Annotated in this window: 12 protein-coding genes; 8 read left to right on the top strand and 4 right to left on the bottom strand. The window is 39.7% G+C overall.

What is annotated here, in order from left to right:
- Both K348_RS0107575 and crcB read right to left on the bottom strand, forming a co-directional pair.
- Nucleotides 1-5,973, bottom strand: a complete 5,973-nt coding sequence (locus tag K348_RS0107575) for an alpha-2-macroglobulin (RefSeq protein WP_029904362.1) — start codon at nt 5,971-5,973, stop codon at nt 1-3.
- Nucleotides 5,974-6,073: 100 nt separating this feature from the next.
- Nucleotides 6,074-6,430, bottom strand: coding sequence for a fluoride efflux transporter CrcB (gene crcB / locus K348_RS0107570; RefSeq protein WP_029904361.1), 357 nt, complete (start codon nt 6,428-6,430; stop codon nt 6,074-6,076).
- A gap of 136 nt (nt 6,431-6,566) precedes the next feature.
- On the opposite strand from crcB, the gene K348_RS0107565 reads away from it, so the two are divergent.
- The 8 genes from K348_RS0107565 (at nt 6,567) to K348_RS0107530 (ending at nt 16,649) form a co-directional block, all read left to right on the top strand.
- On the top strand, nt 6,567-7,400 hold the full coding sequence (locus K348_RS0107565; RefSeq protein ID WP_029904360.1) for an AraC family transcriptional regulator: 834 nt from the start codon (nt 6,567-6,569) through the stop codon (nt 7,398-7,400).
- A gap of 85 nt (nt 7,401-7,485) precedes the next feature.
- The gene (locus tag K348_RS0107560) at nt 7,486-8,700 is read left to right on the top strand and encodes a multidrug effflux MFS transporter (RefSeq protein ID WP_051697701.1); all 1,215 of its coding nucleotides are present in this window, start codon (nt 7,486-7,488) and stop codon (nt 8,698-8,700) included.
- Nucleotides 8,701-8,876: 176 nt separating this feature from the next.
- Nucleotides 8,877-9,857, top strand: coding sequence for a ketoacyl-ACP synthase III (locus tag K348_RS0107555; RefSeq protein ID WP_029904358.1), 981 nt, complete (start codon nt 8,877-8,879; stop codon nt 9,855-9,857).
- A gap of 287 nt (nt 9,858-10,144) precedes the next feature.
- Nucleotides 10,145-11,032 (top strand): GLPGLI family protein, encoded by an 888-nt coding sequence (locus tag K348_RS0107550; protein ID WP_029904357.1) that lies wholly within the window; start codon nt 10,145-10,147, stop codon nt 11,030-11,032.
- 23 nt (nt 11,033-11,055) lie between these two features.
- Nucleotides 11,056-13,695 (top strand): TonB-dependent receptor, encoded by a 2,640-nt coding sequence (locus K348_RS0107545; protein ID WP_029904356.1) that lies wholly within the window; start codon nt 11,056-11,058, stop codon nt 13,693-13,695.
- Between the two features lie 107 nt (nt 13,696-13,802).
- On the top strand, nt 13,803-15,284 hold the full coding sequence (locus K348_RS0107540; protein WP_029904355.1) for a DUF3943 domain-containing protein: 1,482 nt from the start codon (nt 13,803-13,805) through the stop codon (nt 15,282-15,284).
- 5 nt (nt 15,285-15,289) lie between these two features.
- Nucleotides 15,290-15,694 carry a GNAT family N-acetyltransferase gene (locus tag K348_RS0107535; RefSeq protein WP_029904354.1) on the top strand — a complete coding sequence of 135 codons (405 nt, stop codon included), beginning with the start codon at nt 15,290-15,292 and terminating at the stop codon, nt 15,692-15,694.
- A 46-nt stretch (nt 15,695-15,740) separates the two neighbouring features.
- Nucleotides 15,741-16,649, top strand: coding sequence for an alpha/beta fold hydrolase (locus K348_RS0107530; protein WP_029904353.1), 909 nt, complete (start codon nt 15,741-15,743; stop codon nt 16,647-16,649).
- 76 nt (nt 16,650-16,725) lie between these two features.
- Here K348_RS0107530 and K348_RS0107525 read toward each other — a convergent pair whose 3' ends face one another.
- Nucleotides 16,726-17,448, bottom strand: a complete 723-nt coding sequence (locus K348_RS0107525) for a hypothetical protein (protein ID WP_029904352.1) — start codon at nt 17,446-17,448, stop codon at nt 16,726-16,728.
- 199 nt (nt 17,449-17,647) lie between these two features.
- Complete coding sequence (locus K348_RS0107520) at nt 17,648-18,259, bottom strand: peptidylprolyl isomerase (RefSeq protein ID WP_029904351.1); 612 nt, start codon at nt 18,257-18,259, stop codon at nt 17,648-17,650.
- Nucleotides 18,260-18,293 lie beyond the last annotated feature (34 nt).

Below are 18,293 nucleotides of genomic sequence, written 5' to 3'. Positions count from 1 at the left end.
CTACTCTTTTACTGTCACTTTTATCCCCTGTGTATGCGATACGAATTCCGGAGCGTACATACACTGGATAGTAGTGATACCGTTGGCATATTCGCCGCTACGATTTACATATACAGGATATTCAAGTACATAAGTACCTTTCGGCAGATGATCGAAATAGAAATTGGTCGATGCATCTTTTGTAGTCTGATAATAAATCAGTCCTCCTGCCCAGCGGACACCGGATAATGCCTGAATCGGTTCGAAACAAGGGGCGCGCATATCTTTGAGCTGGACGAAATCCATATCCCTATCAACACGGATAGTCAGTCGCATAATCACCTTATCCCCTATTTTCAACGGATTTTTTTCGGTAATCTGAGTGAGGCTCTTGCCTGTAGACGATACATTTTCTTTGAATAGCTGTTTGCTTACATTCAGGTCACCTTTCTGTTCCGTAATCTTATCCAGATTCTCGTAATATTGCCAGTAAAGAGCGCCATAGGCAGGTTGAGATGTATTAGTAGTCACTTCTACTTTACCCATATCCTTACTTATCTCCTGCTTATTCCATGCCTGTTTGAAATAGCCTGTGCCCATTTCTTTATTCTGAGGCTCGACTGTTTTATTTCCAACCTTGATAACAGCCTGTGTACTCTCAGTAGTGAACCAGTCTGTGCCGGTACTCAACAATGCACTAATAGCATCTATCGAAGCATGAGTAGATTCCCATACCTGTGTACGTTTCTGATTCAAAAGCCAGCGTTTCATCATATCCATTTCTGCAGCAGTGGCTCCGTTTTGCTCCAAGGCATCCATGAGGAATGTATGCACACTGATAGCAGATAGTGACATAAATACATTGCTGCGGTTGTTCGGCCAGTACATGCCAAGTTTCGGGCTCTTAACGGCATGTTCTTTTATAGATTTTATAATCTTATTTGCTAAGTCTTTATCACCGTTTTGTTTAAGTACCATAGAGAGGATAGAACGTTCATACATATTCAGTTTTGTCCAGTTCTTACTTGCTACATCCGTATAGAAACGTTCGGCAGCACGCGCTTCCTGACTGATTGGTATATCGCGGTAAAACGAACGTACGTAAGCAAATTCAAGCTGGTTGGTAGATATGGATGTAATCTTTTCCCAATCCTTATTATACTTTTTCAGGTTCTTGAAATCTTCAGTTATCTGATTATCGATATACCGTAAAGCTCTCATCTGCATTTCTTTTATTTCAGACGGATATTGCACCTGCCCTACCTGCTGCAGTTTGGCATAGCCATACAGTATATATTGCGTTACCGAACGGCTAGGGTAAAGGCCTTTGTACCACGACCAGCCACCATCACCTGTCTGAAGTTCGGCTAGCTTACGTGTGGCAGCATCTGTCTGCTGCTTCGTATTGTTGAGGTCAAATAGCAGTGATAAACGTTTCATCTGCTCTGTTTCATCTTTCGCATCCAGCACCCACGGGGTTTCTTCGAGTAATACGGCTTTCAGTTCTTCATCTTTCTGCAGTTTGGATACTAATGTTTGCTTATCTCCGCCTTGCATCTGCCAAGCCTGTATCATAGCTGCAACTTTCGGATACTGACGTACAATAGATGAACCTAATGTATTCACATAATAGCTTGCAAACCAGTTAACAGCATTTTCGTTCGACGGATTACTCATCGTAGGCAATGCCTGAACGGCGTACCATGCCGGATTGGAAGCATATTCCAGTGTCAGGCGGTAATTTTCTGTTGTATTCGAATTATTGTTATACAGTTTATCGAATGTAAATGTGCTTGTACCCTGTTTGGTAATATCTATCGGCATGCTTTCTGTTACCAGCATACGATTCGATAATACAGCCAAGACATGCTGTTCTCCATCGCTGAATGTTGCATTCTGAGCGACTATGCGGCAACCGATCAGTTCGATATCATTCGGCACATCGAATGTCCAGTTTGCCGATGTGGAAGCATCTTTTTCTATAGAGAATGTCTGTTTCTGGTTTGGAATAGCTAAATCGATAACCTTATCAGTTAGCGGGTCGAAGAATTCTATACGCACATCCCCCGAAATATCATTATCCGACAGATTTGAAATCTTGGTCGATATACTTGTCTTATCCCCCTGACGGACAAAACGCGGCATATTAGGCGTTACCATCAGTTCCTTACGTGTAACAACAAACTGCTCTAATGTACCTACCCGTGCATCCTTATCATGCGCAAGTGCTCTGAACCGCCATGTAGTATTACTTTCGGGCACGGTGAATGATATCAGAACTTCACCTTTCTCATTCGTTCTCAACTGAGGATAGAAGAATGCTGTTTCATTAAAATTCTGACGAATTTGAGGAGCAGTTCCTCCTGTATTCATTTCACCGCCGGCATCACCTTTTTCCGGTGCTGCAGAATCGGATGATACCACCATTGTTTCGTTAAGTACGCCATAAGCGGCAGCCTCCGGAGTAGGAACGGATGAATATCCTCTGATCATAAAATTGCTTTCAGGCTTCATTCGCGATACAGAGCCTGTTATATTAGCCTTTCTTTGAGTACCGTATCCGACAACTACGACGTCCTCCTCGGATAATGTTAAATTAAACGGAAGCGGATCACCAATCAAGTTATTATTATATACAGGATATCCGAACCAGTTGATAATATCTTTAGTCCTTTCCTGCATCTTTTCGTATGGCACTTTATAGTTGAAGCTAAACCATTGGCCATAGTCCCTGCTATACCAGGGAAAATTGTAAGTTACAGCATCTACATACCTGTTATTTAAATACGGACGGTTAAACGACCACTCCATGTATGGATATAACTTATCGAGCGAAGTATCATACATCGATGCCAGTAGTTCTGCCAGAACGGGCTGACTTGTCGTATCTTTTACACTGATAGTCCATGTTTCCTCCTGACCCGGACGCAGTTTGTCGCGGAACACCTCCAGTTTTATATTGAGTTTTGTATCCGGAGCATCGGTCTTTTTGTAAAGGGATGCCTGCTTTTGATACATCTTACCGTCTTTAACCGAGGTAAAAGTTATTTTTATTTCATCCCCGTATTCTTCTTTATAAGGAATAGTGAAAGTCTTATTCTCATTGCTTAAACGGAGAACTTTACGTTCATATATTTGCTTATTATCCGATAACTGATAAAGCACATATGCTTCTTTATCTGATGTTCCGTAAATAATTTCGGCAGGCTTGTCTTTGCCGAAAATAATATTTTTTATGACAAACCACTCTTTTGTCTTAATAGGCGGCTTCTTGTCTTTATAAGAATAAAGTACGAAATTCTTCTTTTCTTCTATATTGTTACCTTTACTATCGGCTGCTTTCACCTGTATCTGGTATTTACCCGAGGCCAGTGTTTTAAGCCTTGCCATTAATTCAGGTTGTTTACCGGTCTTGAATATGCCTCCGATTACATTGCTTTTTATAGAGTCATTATCGTCCAGAGAATATATTTCATACCTGCCCGAAGTTTCAATATCCTGCATCTGCAAATTACGGGCTTCTATCTTCAAATCGTAATCTCCGGATTTTTCTATCTGTTCCGGTATATTCAAATTGATAACCATAGATACATTACCGACTACCAGCCTGTAATTGTTCGATTGGGTTTCACCGTTTACATCAGTCACCGTAGCTGTTACCGAAAATGTATAAATCTGCTTGTCATTAATCGTGCGCAGAAGCATCCTGTTCCCGTCTCCTGCTTCAGGCGTAAATACAATTTCGAATGAACCGTCGGCATTTGTTTTTACCATTCCATCGGTAAATGGTGTAATATTGCCCGAACGCCACGACCAGAAATTGAACTGTTCGCGGTTGATTTGGTACTTCACTTCGGTATCCTGTAAACTAATACCTGAGAAATTTTTAGCATAACCTTTCAGCCTCACTTCTTCACCGAATGTATAAGTTTTATCGACCTTATCAAATGTAATTTCGAATGTCGGACGCTTATACTCTTCCACATTGAAATATGCGGATGCATCGTCGATTTCGATACGATAACCACCGAGCAGTCCGGTTTGCGGCAATATGAATTCGCCTGATATGGAACCGAATTCATTTGTAATTATATCCTTTTCATCGACTACTTCCCCATTTGTATTGAATAACTGGACTGTATATTCTTCATTGGCTTTAGGCTTGGAGTTGCTATCTAATACTATAGCTTTGAAATAAGCAGTCTGCCCCGGACGATAAATACTTCGGTCGGTGAAAAGGCTGATTGCATCCTCTGCATCAGTATCCATTTCTTGTCTTATCCATCTGTAATCCTGTGGTTGCAGATTTTCTGCACGGAGGCAAGTATCTGCACCTATTTCAACTTTGTAGGTGGCAACTGCATATCTGTACTTATCTGTCTTTTCCGTCTTATCTTTATAAATGGCAAGACCTAAATCATTTGTTTTAAGAGTGGTCAGCAAGGCTGATACTTCGTCGGTGCCCGGCCTTACAAAAGAGAATATTTTAACGGATGCATTTTTTACCGGCTTGCCCGACATACGATCCGTCACAAATATTTCATATTCATCCTTTGCGCTGTTTCTCGAGAAAGCGATCAGGTCAGATACTGCGAACTCGAAAGTATTATTCCGTTCTGTCCCGATATCATCACCATTCTTTCTTTTCTCCAGTTGATCTTTCGTTAAGGAACTGAAAGCATATTTTCCGAAAGTGAATGTACCCAGATCGAGCAACAAAGTATCCGTACGGTAAGGAACTTGGGAAACCAAATCTAAAGCAAAATCCTTAACAGGATTGTAATTGCCGTTTTCTATCTTATATAGTTTAAAAACAGGCTTGTCTTCCAAAACCTGTAGGTTTTTATGAAACAGTGTGAGTTTCACCGGATTTTCAGGATATTGCAGCTGATCGCCGATAATCTGTAAAAACGGATTTTGCATTTCAACCAGTTTGCCCTTTAGTATCTTTCCTCCGAAAGAATCCGGATATTTACTGATTCCTTTCTGAATCCATTTGTATATATCTTCTGTTATATACGTCGAAGGACGGCTATAATAAGAATCGATTATTTTTTTTATAATTTCCGTTGAATACTCACTATTTTCATACTTCTTCTCCAATGCTATGTAAGCATCCCGTACCACATCACCGGAAAAAGTCCGCGAATTGCGACTCATATATTTCACCTTATCTATCTCGGTAAATATAAGTGTCGGCGTCATATTCCTAGCCAGCAAATCTTTCATATACTGCTGATAGTAGATATATATGATGTGCCTTCTATCAGTACCGGCATTTATATTTAGCTTAATATATTCATCTGCCGGGGCAATTAACTGTTCGAGGCTTGCGCCTGTAGACGATGTGTCATACTCCCTATATCCCATTCCCTCTATCATTTGGGCTATGCCGATAGTACGTTCCATAAGGAAGTCATATAGCGTAGGGTAATATTTTTGTCCGTCGGTACCCAGTAGGATTATATCGTCATATTCTTTAGTTGTATGCTGTTTAAGTGTTGCAACATCTTTTACAGACAAATCGAGGTTTTCAATTATTTTGTCCTTAAAAATATTGGTGCTCCACTCTTTTATGTCCTGTGGAACAACATCCGAAAGGTTAGTCCGCTGATTGATTTGCCATTGGTTCCTGTTGAAATAATTGGAATAAAGCTCTGCCAGCATGGAATGCAACAATGCTTTTTCTTCCGCTTTATCCGATTGTGAAACCAATGCCTGAAGATCGGTCAGAAGACCTTCTTTATCTTCTATGTCAATCTGGATTTTGTATTTATTTTTGTAAATCAGGGCTTTGATAACCTGCGTATTGTTTTTATCTGCTATAGCTTTCTGCAAAATCTCTTCTACAATTTGCGCCGAAGATTGGGGCAGACTCTGGTTATCGAAATCTTCTACTTTTTTCCATTCCCCCTCATACTTGTTATTTGATGTTTGTGCTATCATACTGATGCTCAATAATAAGAACAGACTGATTAATAAATTCTTCTTCATATTATTACGTTTTGTATTATCTCTCGACTATATTATAGACGGGTTTATGTTACAATATTCACAAAAGCAAATGTTAAATTAAGTTATCCAACTTAATATTTCATTTACTGATGTACATTCCCAGCCATACTGCGCCGACGCCCAGTACACAACTGGCTAAGGTATAAACAAAGGCCATCCCCATCTGGTTGTTGTTGGCCAGTGTTAAAGTTTCAATAGCGAAAGTAGAAAAAGTAGTGAATCCACCGCAGAAACCTGCAATAAGAAGAAAACGCAGATTATTAAACGGTAACAGATTAGCAAACAGGCCGATACAGAAACAGCCTAATATATTGACTATAAATGTCGCTAAGGGAAAAACGAATGGTTCCGACCGTGTGACCAGCACCGATGTGAGATAACGCATAACGCTACCTACAGCTCCACCTGTTGCAACTAATAATATTTGCTTTAGCATGCATCAAATTTACATTATTATTTCCAATATATAACGATTATAAGCTGTAATATGGTGCGGGATAAAAAAATAAAAAATAAGTATCGGGCATTTTTTTGTAATTTAGGGCTTTCAATGATTCTGTAATTTTACTGATGTGATAGAAAAAGAGAGCAAGAAAATATTTTTGAACCAGTTGAAAGACGAGCCTTTTATAGAGATTTTTCGTCTGGAGGATATGGGGGACGATACCATATTCGATAATTATCAGCGTTATGATTTTTTTCAGCTGCTCTGGTTTACAAAAGTAGAGGGGGATAATATCTATTTTCTCGATTTCAACGAATATAAAATAAAAGAAGACCAGATCGTGCTGATATTCCCCGGACAAATCGACAAACTGAATATCGAGGGAAAAGAAGGGTATTCTTTCGCCATTCATAACGACACTTTCTACAATATTACTCAGCATATAAATTCCGATTACCTGAACGGATATTTTTCCAATTCTTTTATTTCGCTGGATAATAATACGAAAGAAATTCTCGAAAAACTAAAGGTGCTGATGTATCTGGAATACACTTCTGGGAACAGGCTAATACTCATGGAAAGTTATATGGAAGCTTTCCTCTTTCATGTATCAGCCCTATTTCATGATACCCATTCATTAAATAATGGCGATTCTTTCGTTGCCGAACTGATGAAACTCATCGATAAGAACTTTATCAGCCAGCGAGAAACGGACTTCTATGCCGATACGCTGGGAGTAACGAACAGAAGAGTAAACGAAATATGTAAAAAAGGAACAGGAAAGACTGTAAAGCAACATCTGCAGGAAAAACTTATTCTAGAAATCAAAAAAGAAATAAGGCTGCGTAAGAAGAGCCTGAAAGAGATAGCGTTCGACCTCGGATTTAACGAACCTGCTTATTTTACACGCTTCTTTAAGCAGCACACCTCCCTCACTCCTACCGAATTTCGCGACAAATAGTCCATTTGTGCAAGTAATCGGACCAAAATTATAAGAGACGGGCTGATCTTGTTTCCTACTTTTGTCACCCAAAAGGAATAAACATATGAAAAGTTTTAGTCTTATGCAGTGGCTTGTCATTCTTGTATTATCATTACTGACAGCCTTAGAGCCTCTTAGCATCGATCTGTATTTACCCGCATTCCTCAAAATATCCGAAGCCTTCGGTACGAATATTTCTGCCGTTCAGATTTCACTATCCACTTTCCTCGGTGGATTCGCTATCGGACAGTTATTCTGGGGACCAATGGCCGACCGTTTCGGACGGAAAAAACCTATATTGCTTTCTCTCGTCATCTTCATAGCAGCATCTATAGCCTGTATTTATGTAAACACGATCGAGCAACTATGGGTGATGCGCTTTATACAGGCAATCGGCGGATGTGGCGGCATCGTAATTTCGCGCGCCGTGGTTACCGATTACTTCGATAAGTCGAAGACACTAAAGATATATTCTTTACTTGCTCTCATTATGGGCATAGCGCCTATTATTGCCCCTGTAATCGGAAACGGAGTATTGAAACTTTTAGGCTGGGAAGGTGCATTCGAAGTCATGGCAGGACTGGGCGTGTTGATGTTCCTGCTTACAGTTTTCTGCCTGCCGGAAACATACAGGAGAAATGAAACGGAAGTAAAAAAGAACGTATTTCGTGATTATGCCAATATATTGAAAGTGCGTAAGTTCGTTATATATTCACTTATTGCCGGTATTGTCAACGGGGCACTGATGATTTATGTAGCCAACGGGCCATTCCTGATTATGGAAAAAGGCGGATTCTCCGGCAATTGGTTCAGCATCATATTTGCAACCAATGCTTTCGGGCTGATGCTGGCTTCTTATCTGACCAACGTGCTGCAGAAATATATACCGACAAATAAGTTGGTGAAACATGCCTTATCGTTCATGCTCGTTATCAGCATTGTACTTCTAACTGCAATGTATTTAGATATGAATATGATAGTCATTCTGATTGCATTATTCTTCTATGTATTCCCTATAGGTATCTTATTTCCGGCTACTACCGAACTGGCAATCACTCCTTTCGCCAATAGCAACAACAGTGGTACAGCTTCGGCACTTTTCGGCTCCATACAGCTATTGATGGCATTCATCTGCTCCATACTGGCAAACTTTATAAGCGACGGCTCAGTGGTGGCTTTAGGCATTGCATTTCTGCTTTGCGCCTTGGTATCTTTTGTCATTGTTTTCGTCAGGATAAATCCGAAAGAAGAATTTAGCGGCGAAACGATTGTTAAATAAATAGTTATCACGCATATATAATTATGAATCCGGCTTGTAACATACAATCCGGATTCTTTTTTTGATTGATTTTAACAGAAATGTATATATTTGCACCGGAAAATTGAAAAAGATAAAGTCACATTAAAACCAGACTGTGATTTTTTTTGTTTACTAAAATGAAAATATGTAACAAAATGAATGCGATTATCGATTCCATCGGGATTTATGTCCCTGAGAAAAAAGTAGACAACCATTACTTTGAAAGTATACTCGACACTAGTGACGAGTGGATAAGAACACGTACGGGTATAAACACAAGGTTCTATGCTGCCGAAAATGAGTATACAAGCGACCTTTGTGTAAAAGCCGCACAAAATCTTTCCGACAAATACAATAAGGATTTGTCGCAAGTGGATTTTATTATTGTAGCTACTACGAGTGGCGAACAGGTGATGCCCAGCATGGCTACCCGCGTACAGACAGCGCTGAATATTCCGAATGCAGGATGCATCGATGTATACGCCGCATGTGCCGGATTCGTATATGGAATCATTCTGGCAAAAGGGCTTATTGCAGCGGGCACACACAAAAAAGTTCTGGTGATAGGCGCAGAAACACTGTCTAAAATTACAGATTTCACCGACCGGACAAGCTGTATACTTTTTGGTGATGGAGCGGGAGCGGTTTTAGTAGAAGCCAGTAATGAGAATTATATATTCGAGGGCCTGACCGAGAGCGACGGCTCACACGGGAAAGACCTTTATCTGTCATATCAGAATGTGCCTGTGAATGGCGAAGAAGTAATTGCAGACAATAAACTACATCAGAACGGACGTGTAGTATTCAAATGGGCGGTAACTACGTTGATAAAAAAGATAGAGGAGCTTGCCGGCAAAAATCATCTCAAACTTGAAGATATAGACTGGTTTGTGCCTCACAGCGCCAATATCCGTATACTCGAATCCATCTGTGAAGGACTGAATATACCGATGGATAAATGCTTAGAGAGTATCAGGAACTACGGAAATACATCGGCGGCATCTATACCTCTTGCATGGTACAACGGAATTGAGTCGGGAAAAGTAAAAGTAGACGACCAATTGCTTTTAATCGGATTCGGAGGCGGACTTACCTGTGCGGGAATTTGTCTGCAAAATAAAATAGAGAAAAAATAAAACTCACATATTGGAGAACTTCATAAAAATACCCCGATAGTCTTGAATAGATTATCGGGGTATTTCTTAATTCGACTGTATCGAATATTATAACATCTGTCATTCTTTTCGGATTTCTGAAATCATAGACAGAAATAGAAATTCTTTCATCGTCTGCAACGACAATAGGGATACTTCAAAGCACAAAATAATTATTACCCTTATATTTTGTCTAAAAAAATAGACAAAATATTTTCACGTCTAATTTTTTAGACTATATTTGTCGTAGAACTTAAAATATATACATTATGAAAAAAGCACTTTTACTAATTACATTATCCACTGTTTCATTAATCACATCCGCACAGGTAGTTGTAGCAGCCGGAAGAAAGGACGATGGTTCCAAACAGGAAAAACTGGATGCTGCAACTATCCGTTGCTATTATAAATTTACACAACCAGTAACGGTAGATAAGGAAACAATTCAGGTGAGAGATACGATGACACTCGACATAGGCGGGAAAGTATCGAAATATTATGATGCTAGCCGTGAGAAAAGAGATTCCTTACTTACTGATTTCATGACTAACAAAATGGATATCAACACCATCCAAAGCGTAACTGTATTAAAAGAAGCTGACCCTTCTGCTTTTGACGGTAGTGCAGGCACTACATTCGACGGCACATCGAGAGGGGAAACAGCCAAACTTTACAAAAAGCGGCAGGCAGGCCAAATGATAACTACCGACAATGCCGAAAACGGGCCTGAGAAATATAAATGCACCGAGTCTGTGCCCGCTCAGAAGTGGAATATAACTACTGATACACTTACCGTACTGAATTACCTCTGCCAGAAAGCGACAACTTCGTTCCGCGGCCGCAATTATGAAGTATGGTTCAGCCCTGATATTCCGGTAAATGACGGCCCTTGGAAATTGTACGGACTGCCCGGTTTAATTTTGAAAGCTAACGATACGGAGAATTTATTTTCATTCGAAATCATCGGTCTTGAAAACCTTGCTTCCCCTGTAGAGATTAATCTGCCTATGGCAGACTACATCAAAGCAAGCGTAAAAGACCTTGAGAAGTTGAAGAGAAAACGCTCGGGCGGCACGGCAATAAATGTAAACGGCGGCAATGTAGTTATAGTAAACAAGAAAAATGAAAACCAATATCAGCCTCTTGAAATAGAATAGTTTTTTGAAAAACCGACTGTCTGATGAAAAAACACTTCCTTATAATTCTTCTCTTAATATCCGGCTTCACTCACGCACAGACAATAATAAGAGGTACAGTGCAAAATGAGGATAAAAAGCCAGTGCCCGATATCAATGTTACATTGCAGGAAAAGAACAGTACTATGATGCTGGCCTATGTGATGACGAACGAAGCCGGCAAATATGAGATAGAATATAAGGGGAAAAGCGACAGTATAGTCATCATAATATCGGGCTTCAATATCGGTAAACAAACTAAAACTGTTGCAAACCGCAGCCAGACTGTCAATTTCGACATTGTAGAAGAATCGATAGTACTGAAAGAGGTTAGAATAAAACCGCCTAAAATAAGGATGACAGGCGACACGCTTAATTATATGGTGGGAAGTTTTACCGATGCCAACGACCGTACTATAGGTGATGTATTAAAAAAGTTACCCGGTATACAGGTTAAAGACGACGGCGGAATTTTATATCAGAACAGACCGATAAATAAGTTTTACATAGAAGACTCAGATCTTCTGCAAGGCCGTTACGGGATAGCTACAAATAATATTGAGGCAAAAGACGTTGCCACAGTACAGGTTATGGAAAATCATCAGCCGATAAAAGCGCTGAAAGACCGTGAATTTTCGGAAGATGCGGCCATAAACCTTAAACTTAAAGATTCGGCAAAAGGAACTATTATAGCCAATGCGCAACTGGGGGCAGGAGCCTCGCCTCTGCTTTGGAACAATGAGCTGACGGGAATGTATATTTCGAAAAAGTTGCAGAACATTACGACCTACAAAGGGAATAATTCGGGAGATGATGTCAGCCGTGAACTGAATTCGTTCTACTCTGGTGATGCTTCGAAAATGAGTAATAACAGCCTGCTGAGTGTACAAAGCCCTTCAACACCGTCGATCAGGGAAAAACGCTATCTGGATAATATGGCAAATATGGTTTCTTTCAATAATCTTAAAAGCATTAAGAAAGATTACCAGCTGACAGCGAATATTAATTACCTCAACGATTATCAGAAGAGAGACAGCTATGCATATACTGAGAATTACCTTCCGAATGATGAAGTCGTAAAAATCGAAGAAGTACTTAGTTCGCGCCTGCGCAAAGAAAGAGTAAATGCAGATATACAACTGAATGCAAACGAAACTAAATATTTTTTCAACAACCTGCTGAAGTTGGAAGGTGTATGGGACAGGGAAAGGGGCGACGCTATATCAGATGAAAATGTTTATCAACATTTGAAAAAACCTGATTATGGTATCAGCAACACTTTCAATATGGTAAAAACGAAAGAGAAGTCTGTATGGACATTCTATTCTTTCAACGGATACAGTTCATCCGAACATACATTGCGTATCCAGCCGGTCTTATACAGCCAGTTGTTCGACCCCTCGCCTATTCCGGAGGCAATGGTACAGGATGTCGGACAGACTAACTTTTCTTCATACAGTTCGGTTACATTAGGGCTTGGGAAAAAAGAATTTAAACAAAACTACAATGTTGGATTTAAAACCGATATAGAGCATATGGAGTCGGAATTACGGGCTGATACTAAAACAGGTCTGAGCAACTCCCCCGATTCTTTGAGAAATGATTTAGGGAGAAATAAGTTTGAATGGACATTCTCGCCTAATTACTCTTATAGCAAAGGCAGTAAGCTAAATACTTCTCTGCACCTACCATTCAGATATATTGTCCTTACTACAAATAATAAGATTGCCGGTGATAAAGAAACTAAAGGCTATCTGCACTTCAATCCTTCCTTTTTCCTTAGCTATCAGTTATCCGGATATTGGAATACTTTTCTTAATGCCCGCTATAGCAAATCGATGGGCAATATAAATAACATGTACACAGGTTATATTTTATCCTCATACCGTAACCTCTTGAGCAACGATGGAGAATTATTCAAACAAGAATCGCAGAACTATGCTCTATATTTCAGATACAGAAATGTACTGAATTCATTGTTCGGGTCATTCAATGTCTCTTATTTTAATAACAAAGCCAATCTGCTCTATGATTATTATTACAACGGCATACTGAGAATGCAATCGAGTGTCGATATACCTAATACTACCAGCGGAATAAATTTTAATATGGACGGTAGTAAAGAAATTGAGCCAATAAATACAACTTTCAAATTAGTAGCCGATTATAACAGCAATAATTCTTCGCAGATCAGTCAGGGGCAATTGACCGACTATTCTAATTACAGTTTCTCCCTCGGTTCAGGCATCGTCACAAAATTCGGTTCTGTTGCCTCCTTTGATTATTCACTGCGGTATTCTCATAGCAAAAGTAAGATAAAGAATGACGACAGAAGTTTAAAACCGATCCGGACAACAACTCATTATGCACAATTGAATATTTTTCCGATGAAAGGGCTGATTATTAACCTCAGATATGAGAATTTCTATAATAGTGCTATAAGATCGGGCAGCAGGTCTATGTCATTCGGCGATCTCGGTATAAAATATAAATGGAAGAAAGCCGAAATAATGCTAGACTATACCAATATATTCAATGCCAAACAGTATGTATCTTCTTCTTACAGCGATGTTAGCAGATATTATTATTCATACGATCTCCGTCCTTCCGAAGTATTGGTGAAAGTCCGCTTCAAATTGAAATAGTTCAATAGTAGATAAAGATGTGTATTAAACTATTCCACATTATTATTGTTGAATAGTTAATTATTCTATCTTTGCTCCCAGAAAAGGACATGAACCGGACTTTATTTATGTTTAAAAAGTTTCTCATCACTATCGTGTTAATGCTTGCTACTACAGCATCATTATACCCTCAATTTGCGATTCACAAAACCGTTGTTCCATCCAAACCTGCCGATTCCATCGATATAGCTTACTATTCGAAGAAAAACGGCTGGGGTGCAGCTGCCCAGAATTTTTCATTCAATATGGGTTTATGGGCATTCAACAGATATGTAGCTAAACAGGACTATGCATACATTAGCATAAATACCATACGGCGCAACCTGAAACATTCATGGGTATGGGACAATGACGATATGGGAAATAATATGTTCCTGCACCCCTATCATGGCAGCCTCTATTTCAATTCCGCCCGTTCGCGCGGATATAACTTCTGGGAATCGGGAGGATTTGCCCTTGGAGGTAGTGCCATGTGGGAATTGTTTATGGAAAACGAATATCCTTCGATCAATGATATAATCGCTACTCCTGTCGGCGGACTTGCTTTGGGTGAAGTGCTTTACCGCACATCCGACCTTGTATTGGACGACCGCAGAGAGGGTATGAACCGCTTCGGCCGCGAACTGGCCGGATTCCTTATAGCTCCTACCCGCGGACTTACCCGTGTGCTGAATGGCGATGCATGGCGCAGGCGCGCTACAACCGGAAAGCAATTCGGAGTACCTGACGTATCGGTAGAGGTAAGTTCAGGAGTACGTGTACTCGAACTTAAAGGGCAAATACTCGATAAAGGGGTCGGTGCTGCCGTCGATATCAATATAGAATACGGTGACCGTTATGCAACGGAGCACGAAAAGCCTTACGATTATTTCACCTTTCGCAGCAATCTGAGTGTACAGGGTTCGCAACCTCTACTTAGTCAGATTAATATATTAGGACGGCTTTATGTCACGGAGGTAATCGATAATGAAAAAGATTTCCTCAGCTTCGGATTCTATCAGCATTTCGATTATTACGACTCGGATACGATTTCTGACGTATCTGCTAAGATTCCATATAAATTCTGTACGCCGGCATCGGTCGGCTCAGGTCTTATTTACAAAAGCAACAGGTGGAAAAATATCGGTTTCAACGCTTTTATGCATGGTACGGTTATCTTAATGGGGGCAACACTTAGCGACCACTATGTAGTAGACAAGCGCAATTATAATCTTGCGAGCGGCTTCAGTTCGAAAATTGGAGGAAGCCTTATTTATAAAGATAAGATCAGTGTATCGGCTATATACGAAATGTACCGCATGTTTACATGGAAGGGATATCCCGAAAATGTAGACTGGGATAATATCAATGTACACGAATTCGATTATCAGGGCGACAGGTCGCAGGCTATACTGCATGCCTTTACACTAAGGACTGATTTAAAGCTGACAGACCATATCTATTTGACGGGCATATTCAGCAATTATACCCGCGATACCAATTACAGATATTTCGAGGATGTGTTTTCCCAGACATCGGAAGGCCGTCTATTATTAAGCTATAAATTCTAAAAACTATGATAATTACAGAAGTACCCTACGAGGATGTTCTTGCCATGCGCAAAGAAGTAATGTATCCCGACAAGGATATAGAATTCGTAAAACTAGCCGATGACAATATGGGCATTCATATCGGCGTATATGAAAAGGAAGAACTTGTGTCTGTCATGTCTATCTTCCTGCAAGGACGAGATGTTCAGTTCCGCAAACTTGCCACCCGCACCGATATGCGGGGAAAAGGCTTCGCTTCGGCACTTATGCAATGGCTTATCGACTATGCAAACGATATGAAGCTAAACCGACTGTGGTGCAATGCACGTACAGGTGCAACAGGATTTTACCAAAAATTCGGATATGTGGAAACGGATGAACGCTTCGAAAAGAACGGCTACGAATATGTAGTTATGGAAAGAAAATTCTGATTTATATACAATAAAGTATAACAAAAGAATTTTCTATAATTAAATCATGAAGAAAATATTATTATTATTGATAACAGCTTCATTGATGCAGCAGTTTGTTCAAGGACAAGATTCAGGTATCACGGAATCGAAAGCCCGAAACAAAAATATAGAAATTGTTGAAGATCCTACTATGACAAAAAACATTGAAAATAAGGATATTAATTACATTGAGAATAATGGCAATAAAATAGCTTATTGTGATACAGGTTCCGGTAATACGACAATTATTTTAGTTTCAGGATTGACACTTGGTCTTGACACATGGAAAGATTTACAACAGCAGTTGTCAAAACATGCCAGAGTAATTTCTTATGACAGAAACGGACTTGGGAATTCGGACTATATTCCAAACAGTAAGAATATGGCTGCTATGACCGGGGAGTTAGATGTAATTATAAATCATCTTGACTTAAATTCTCCTATCATATTAATAGGTCATTCGGTGGGCGGATATATTGTCAGAAAATACACGGAGTTATTTCCGGAGAAAGTAAAAGCATTATTTTTAATAGATGCTTATCATGAGTTGTTTTACAAAGAACTTAAAAATTCCGTAACTGAGAAAATGTGGAGCGATTATGTCGGTAATTGGGAAAGTATTAAAAACAATGTTTCATCCGGGATTGCTGATGAGATAGGTTTCACGTCCGAATTGATGAAATCTGATGAAAGGTATATTATACCTTCTGATATTCCGGTATATTTATTTACATCCATTAAAGAAGTGCCGATAGAAGAAAAATTCGTGGAGTTTAATAAAATGGCCTTTAAAGTTCATCTTAGGTTGAACAATCAATTAGACAAAGAATATGGAAACCTTACTCACATAATAACTGATAAAAGTTCGCATTATATATATCTGGAAGAGCCTGAGCTAATCATGAATGAGGTAGTAGCTTTACTCAATAATTAGATATATGCTAAGATGTAACTAAAGATAAAAAAGGCAGGCCATATGGCCTGCCTTTCTCACCTAACATAAACTAAACTTATTTATTATCCTTCAATGTAGTAAGGATCGTGCTGGTCATCATATTTCCATCTTTATCATAAGTTTCGGCGCGTACAACTCCGGAATTCATGGCGTACCATTCTGTTCCTTTGTAAGTAGTGGTCTTGCCGTCTTTAGTCACGTCGAAATCGAATGTAACTTTAGCAGCATGGAAAGGAGCTGATTTTGCAGGAGTAGTAATATTTTCATCACCTACATACTGGCGGTTATAGATGTTTACTTTCACCCATTCTTTCTTATCACTCTTAGACTGCACAAGGAATTGTCCGCCATCCATTGTGAAAGGGCTTTCCATCGGTTCGTTGTCTTCGTTAAATACATTCGGATAATCGAGAAAATCGCCGACAAGTTCAGTGTCTGTTGTCATAGCATTCATTATATCCGAAGTCATTCCCCTGTTTATCATATTCATACGGAAGCTACCGTCCATACAGCTGGCATTCATTGTACCCGTATCGATTGTACTACCGTCTTTACCCGTCATGGTAAAACCAATCTGCATATTTGTACCATCCTGATAGTCGTAAACCTTATCTATGGTATAAGTCATTGTGCTCAGCATATTGTTTTGAGCATCGTAGGTGGTATTTACCAACTGAGCGCCTTGCGTATTAGGGAAAAACTGCATGCAATCGTCCTGAGCAACCGCAAGTCCTGTTACCCCGATAAGGGAAACGAACATTAATAAAATCTTTTTCATAAACCTTTTATTTAATTGTGAACAAGTAAAATTATAGCGGGGATGTTATTTGGGGGGAAGTGTAGTTTATAACATTACATATCCATAAAAGGTTTGTTACTAAAATGCCGATAGTAATTAATAATTCATAATTGATGTTTAAATAAAAAGGGAATACCCATCTGGATATTCCCTGCATTTATATCTTAAAATCTATTTCTTAGTGTCCGCCACAGCCACAGCCCGAACCACAGCCACCTGCAGCTTCTTTTTCGGAATGACCGCCGCAACCGCATGAATCTTCTTCACCGTCTCCGCAGCCTGAACATCCACAACCGCAGCCCTGAGGAGCAAATAATGCGGCAATTTCTTCAGGTGTAGAATCTCTTACAGTAAGCACTTCTCCCGAGAAATTCAAAGTTTCACCTGCCAAAGGATGATTGAAGTCCATCTTAATGATGTCTTCTTTTACTTCTACGACAGAACCGTTAAGGCGGTTACCGTTAGAATCCATCATCGGCACCATGTTGCCTTCGAAGATAACATCTTCGTTTAGCTTGCCGTCTTGTTCGAATATATTACGTGGCAGGTCTACCACCGCTTCGTCGTCATATTCACCGTAAGCCTGATCGGGAGTTAGTACAAAATCGAAAGAATCGCCTTGTGCCAGTCCGTCAAGATTTTTTTCGAAAGCTTCCAGCATCGAGTTAGTCCCGTAGATAAATTCAAGAGGAGTCTCTGCTGTGGCTCTTTCCATGAGTTCACGTTCTTCACCTTCACCCACATTCAGGTCGTATGATAAAGAAACAAACTTATTAGTTGAAATTTTCATTTTGAAGTATTGTTTGTTTAAATTAATAACCAAG

The sequence above is a fragment of the Prevotella sp. 10(H) genome (assembly GCF_000711235.1).
GTDB lineage: Bacteria > Bacteroidota > Bacteroidia > Bacteroidales > Dysgonomonadaceae > Dysgonomonas.
The sequence above is the reverse complement of the archived record's forward strand: the minus strand, read 5'-3'. Positions and strand labels throughout refer to the sequence as shown.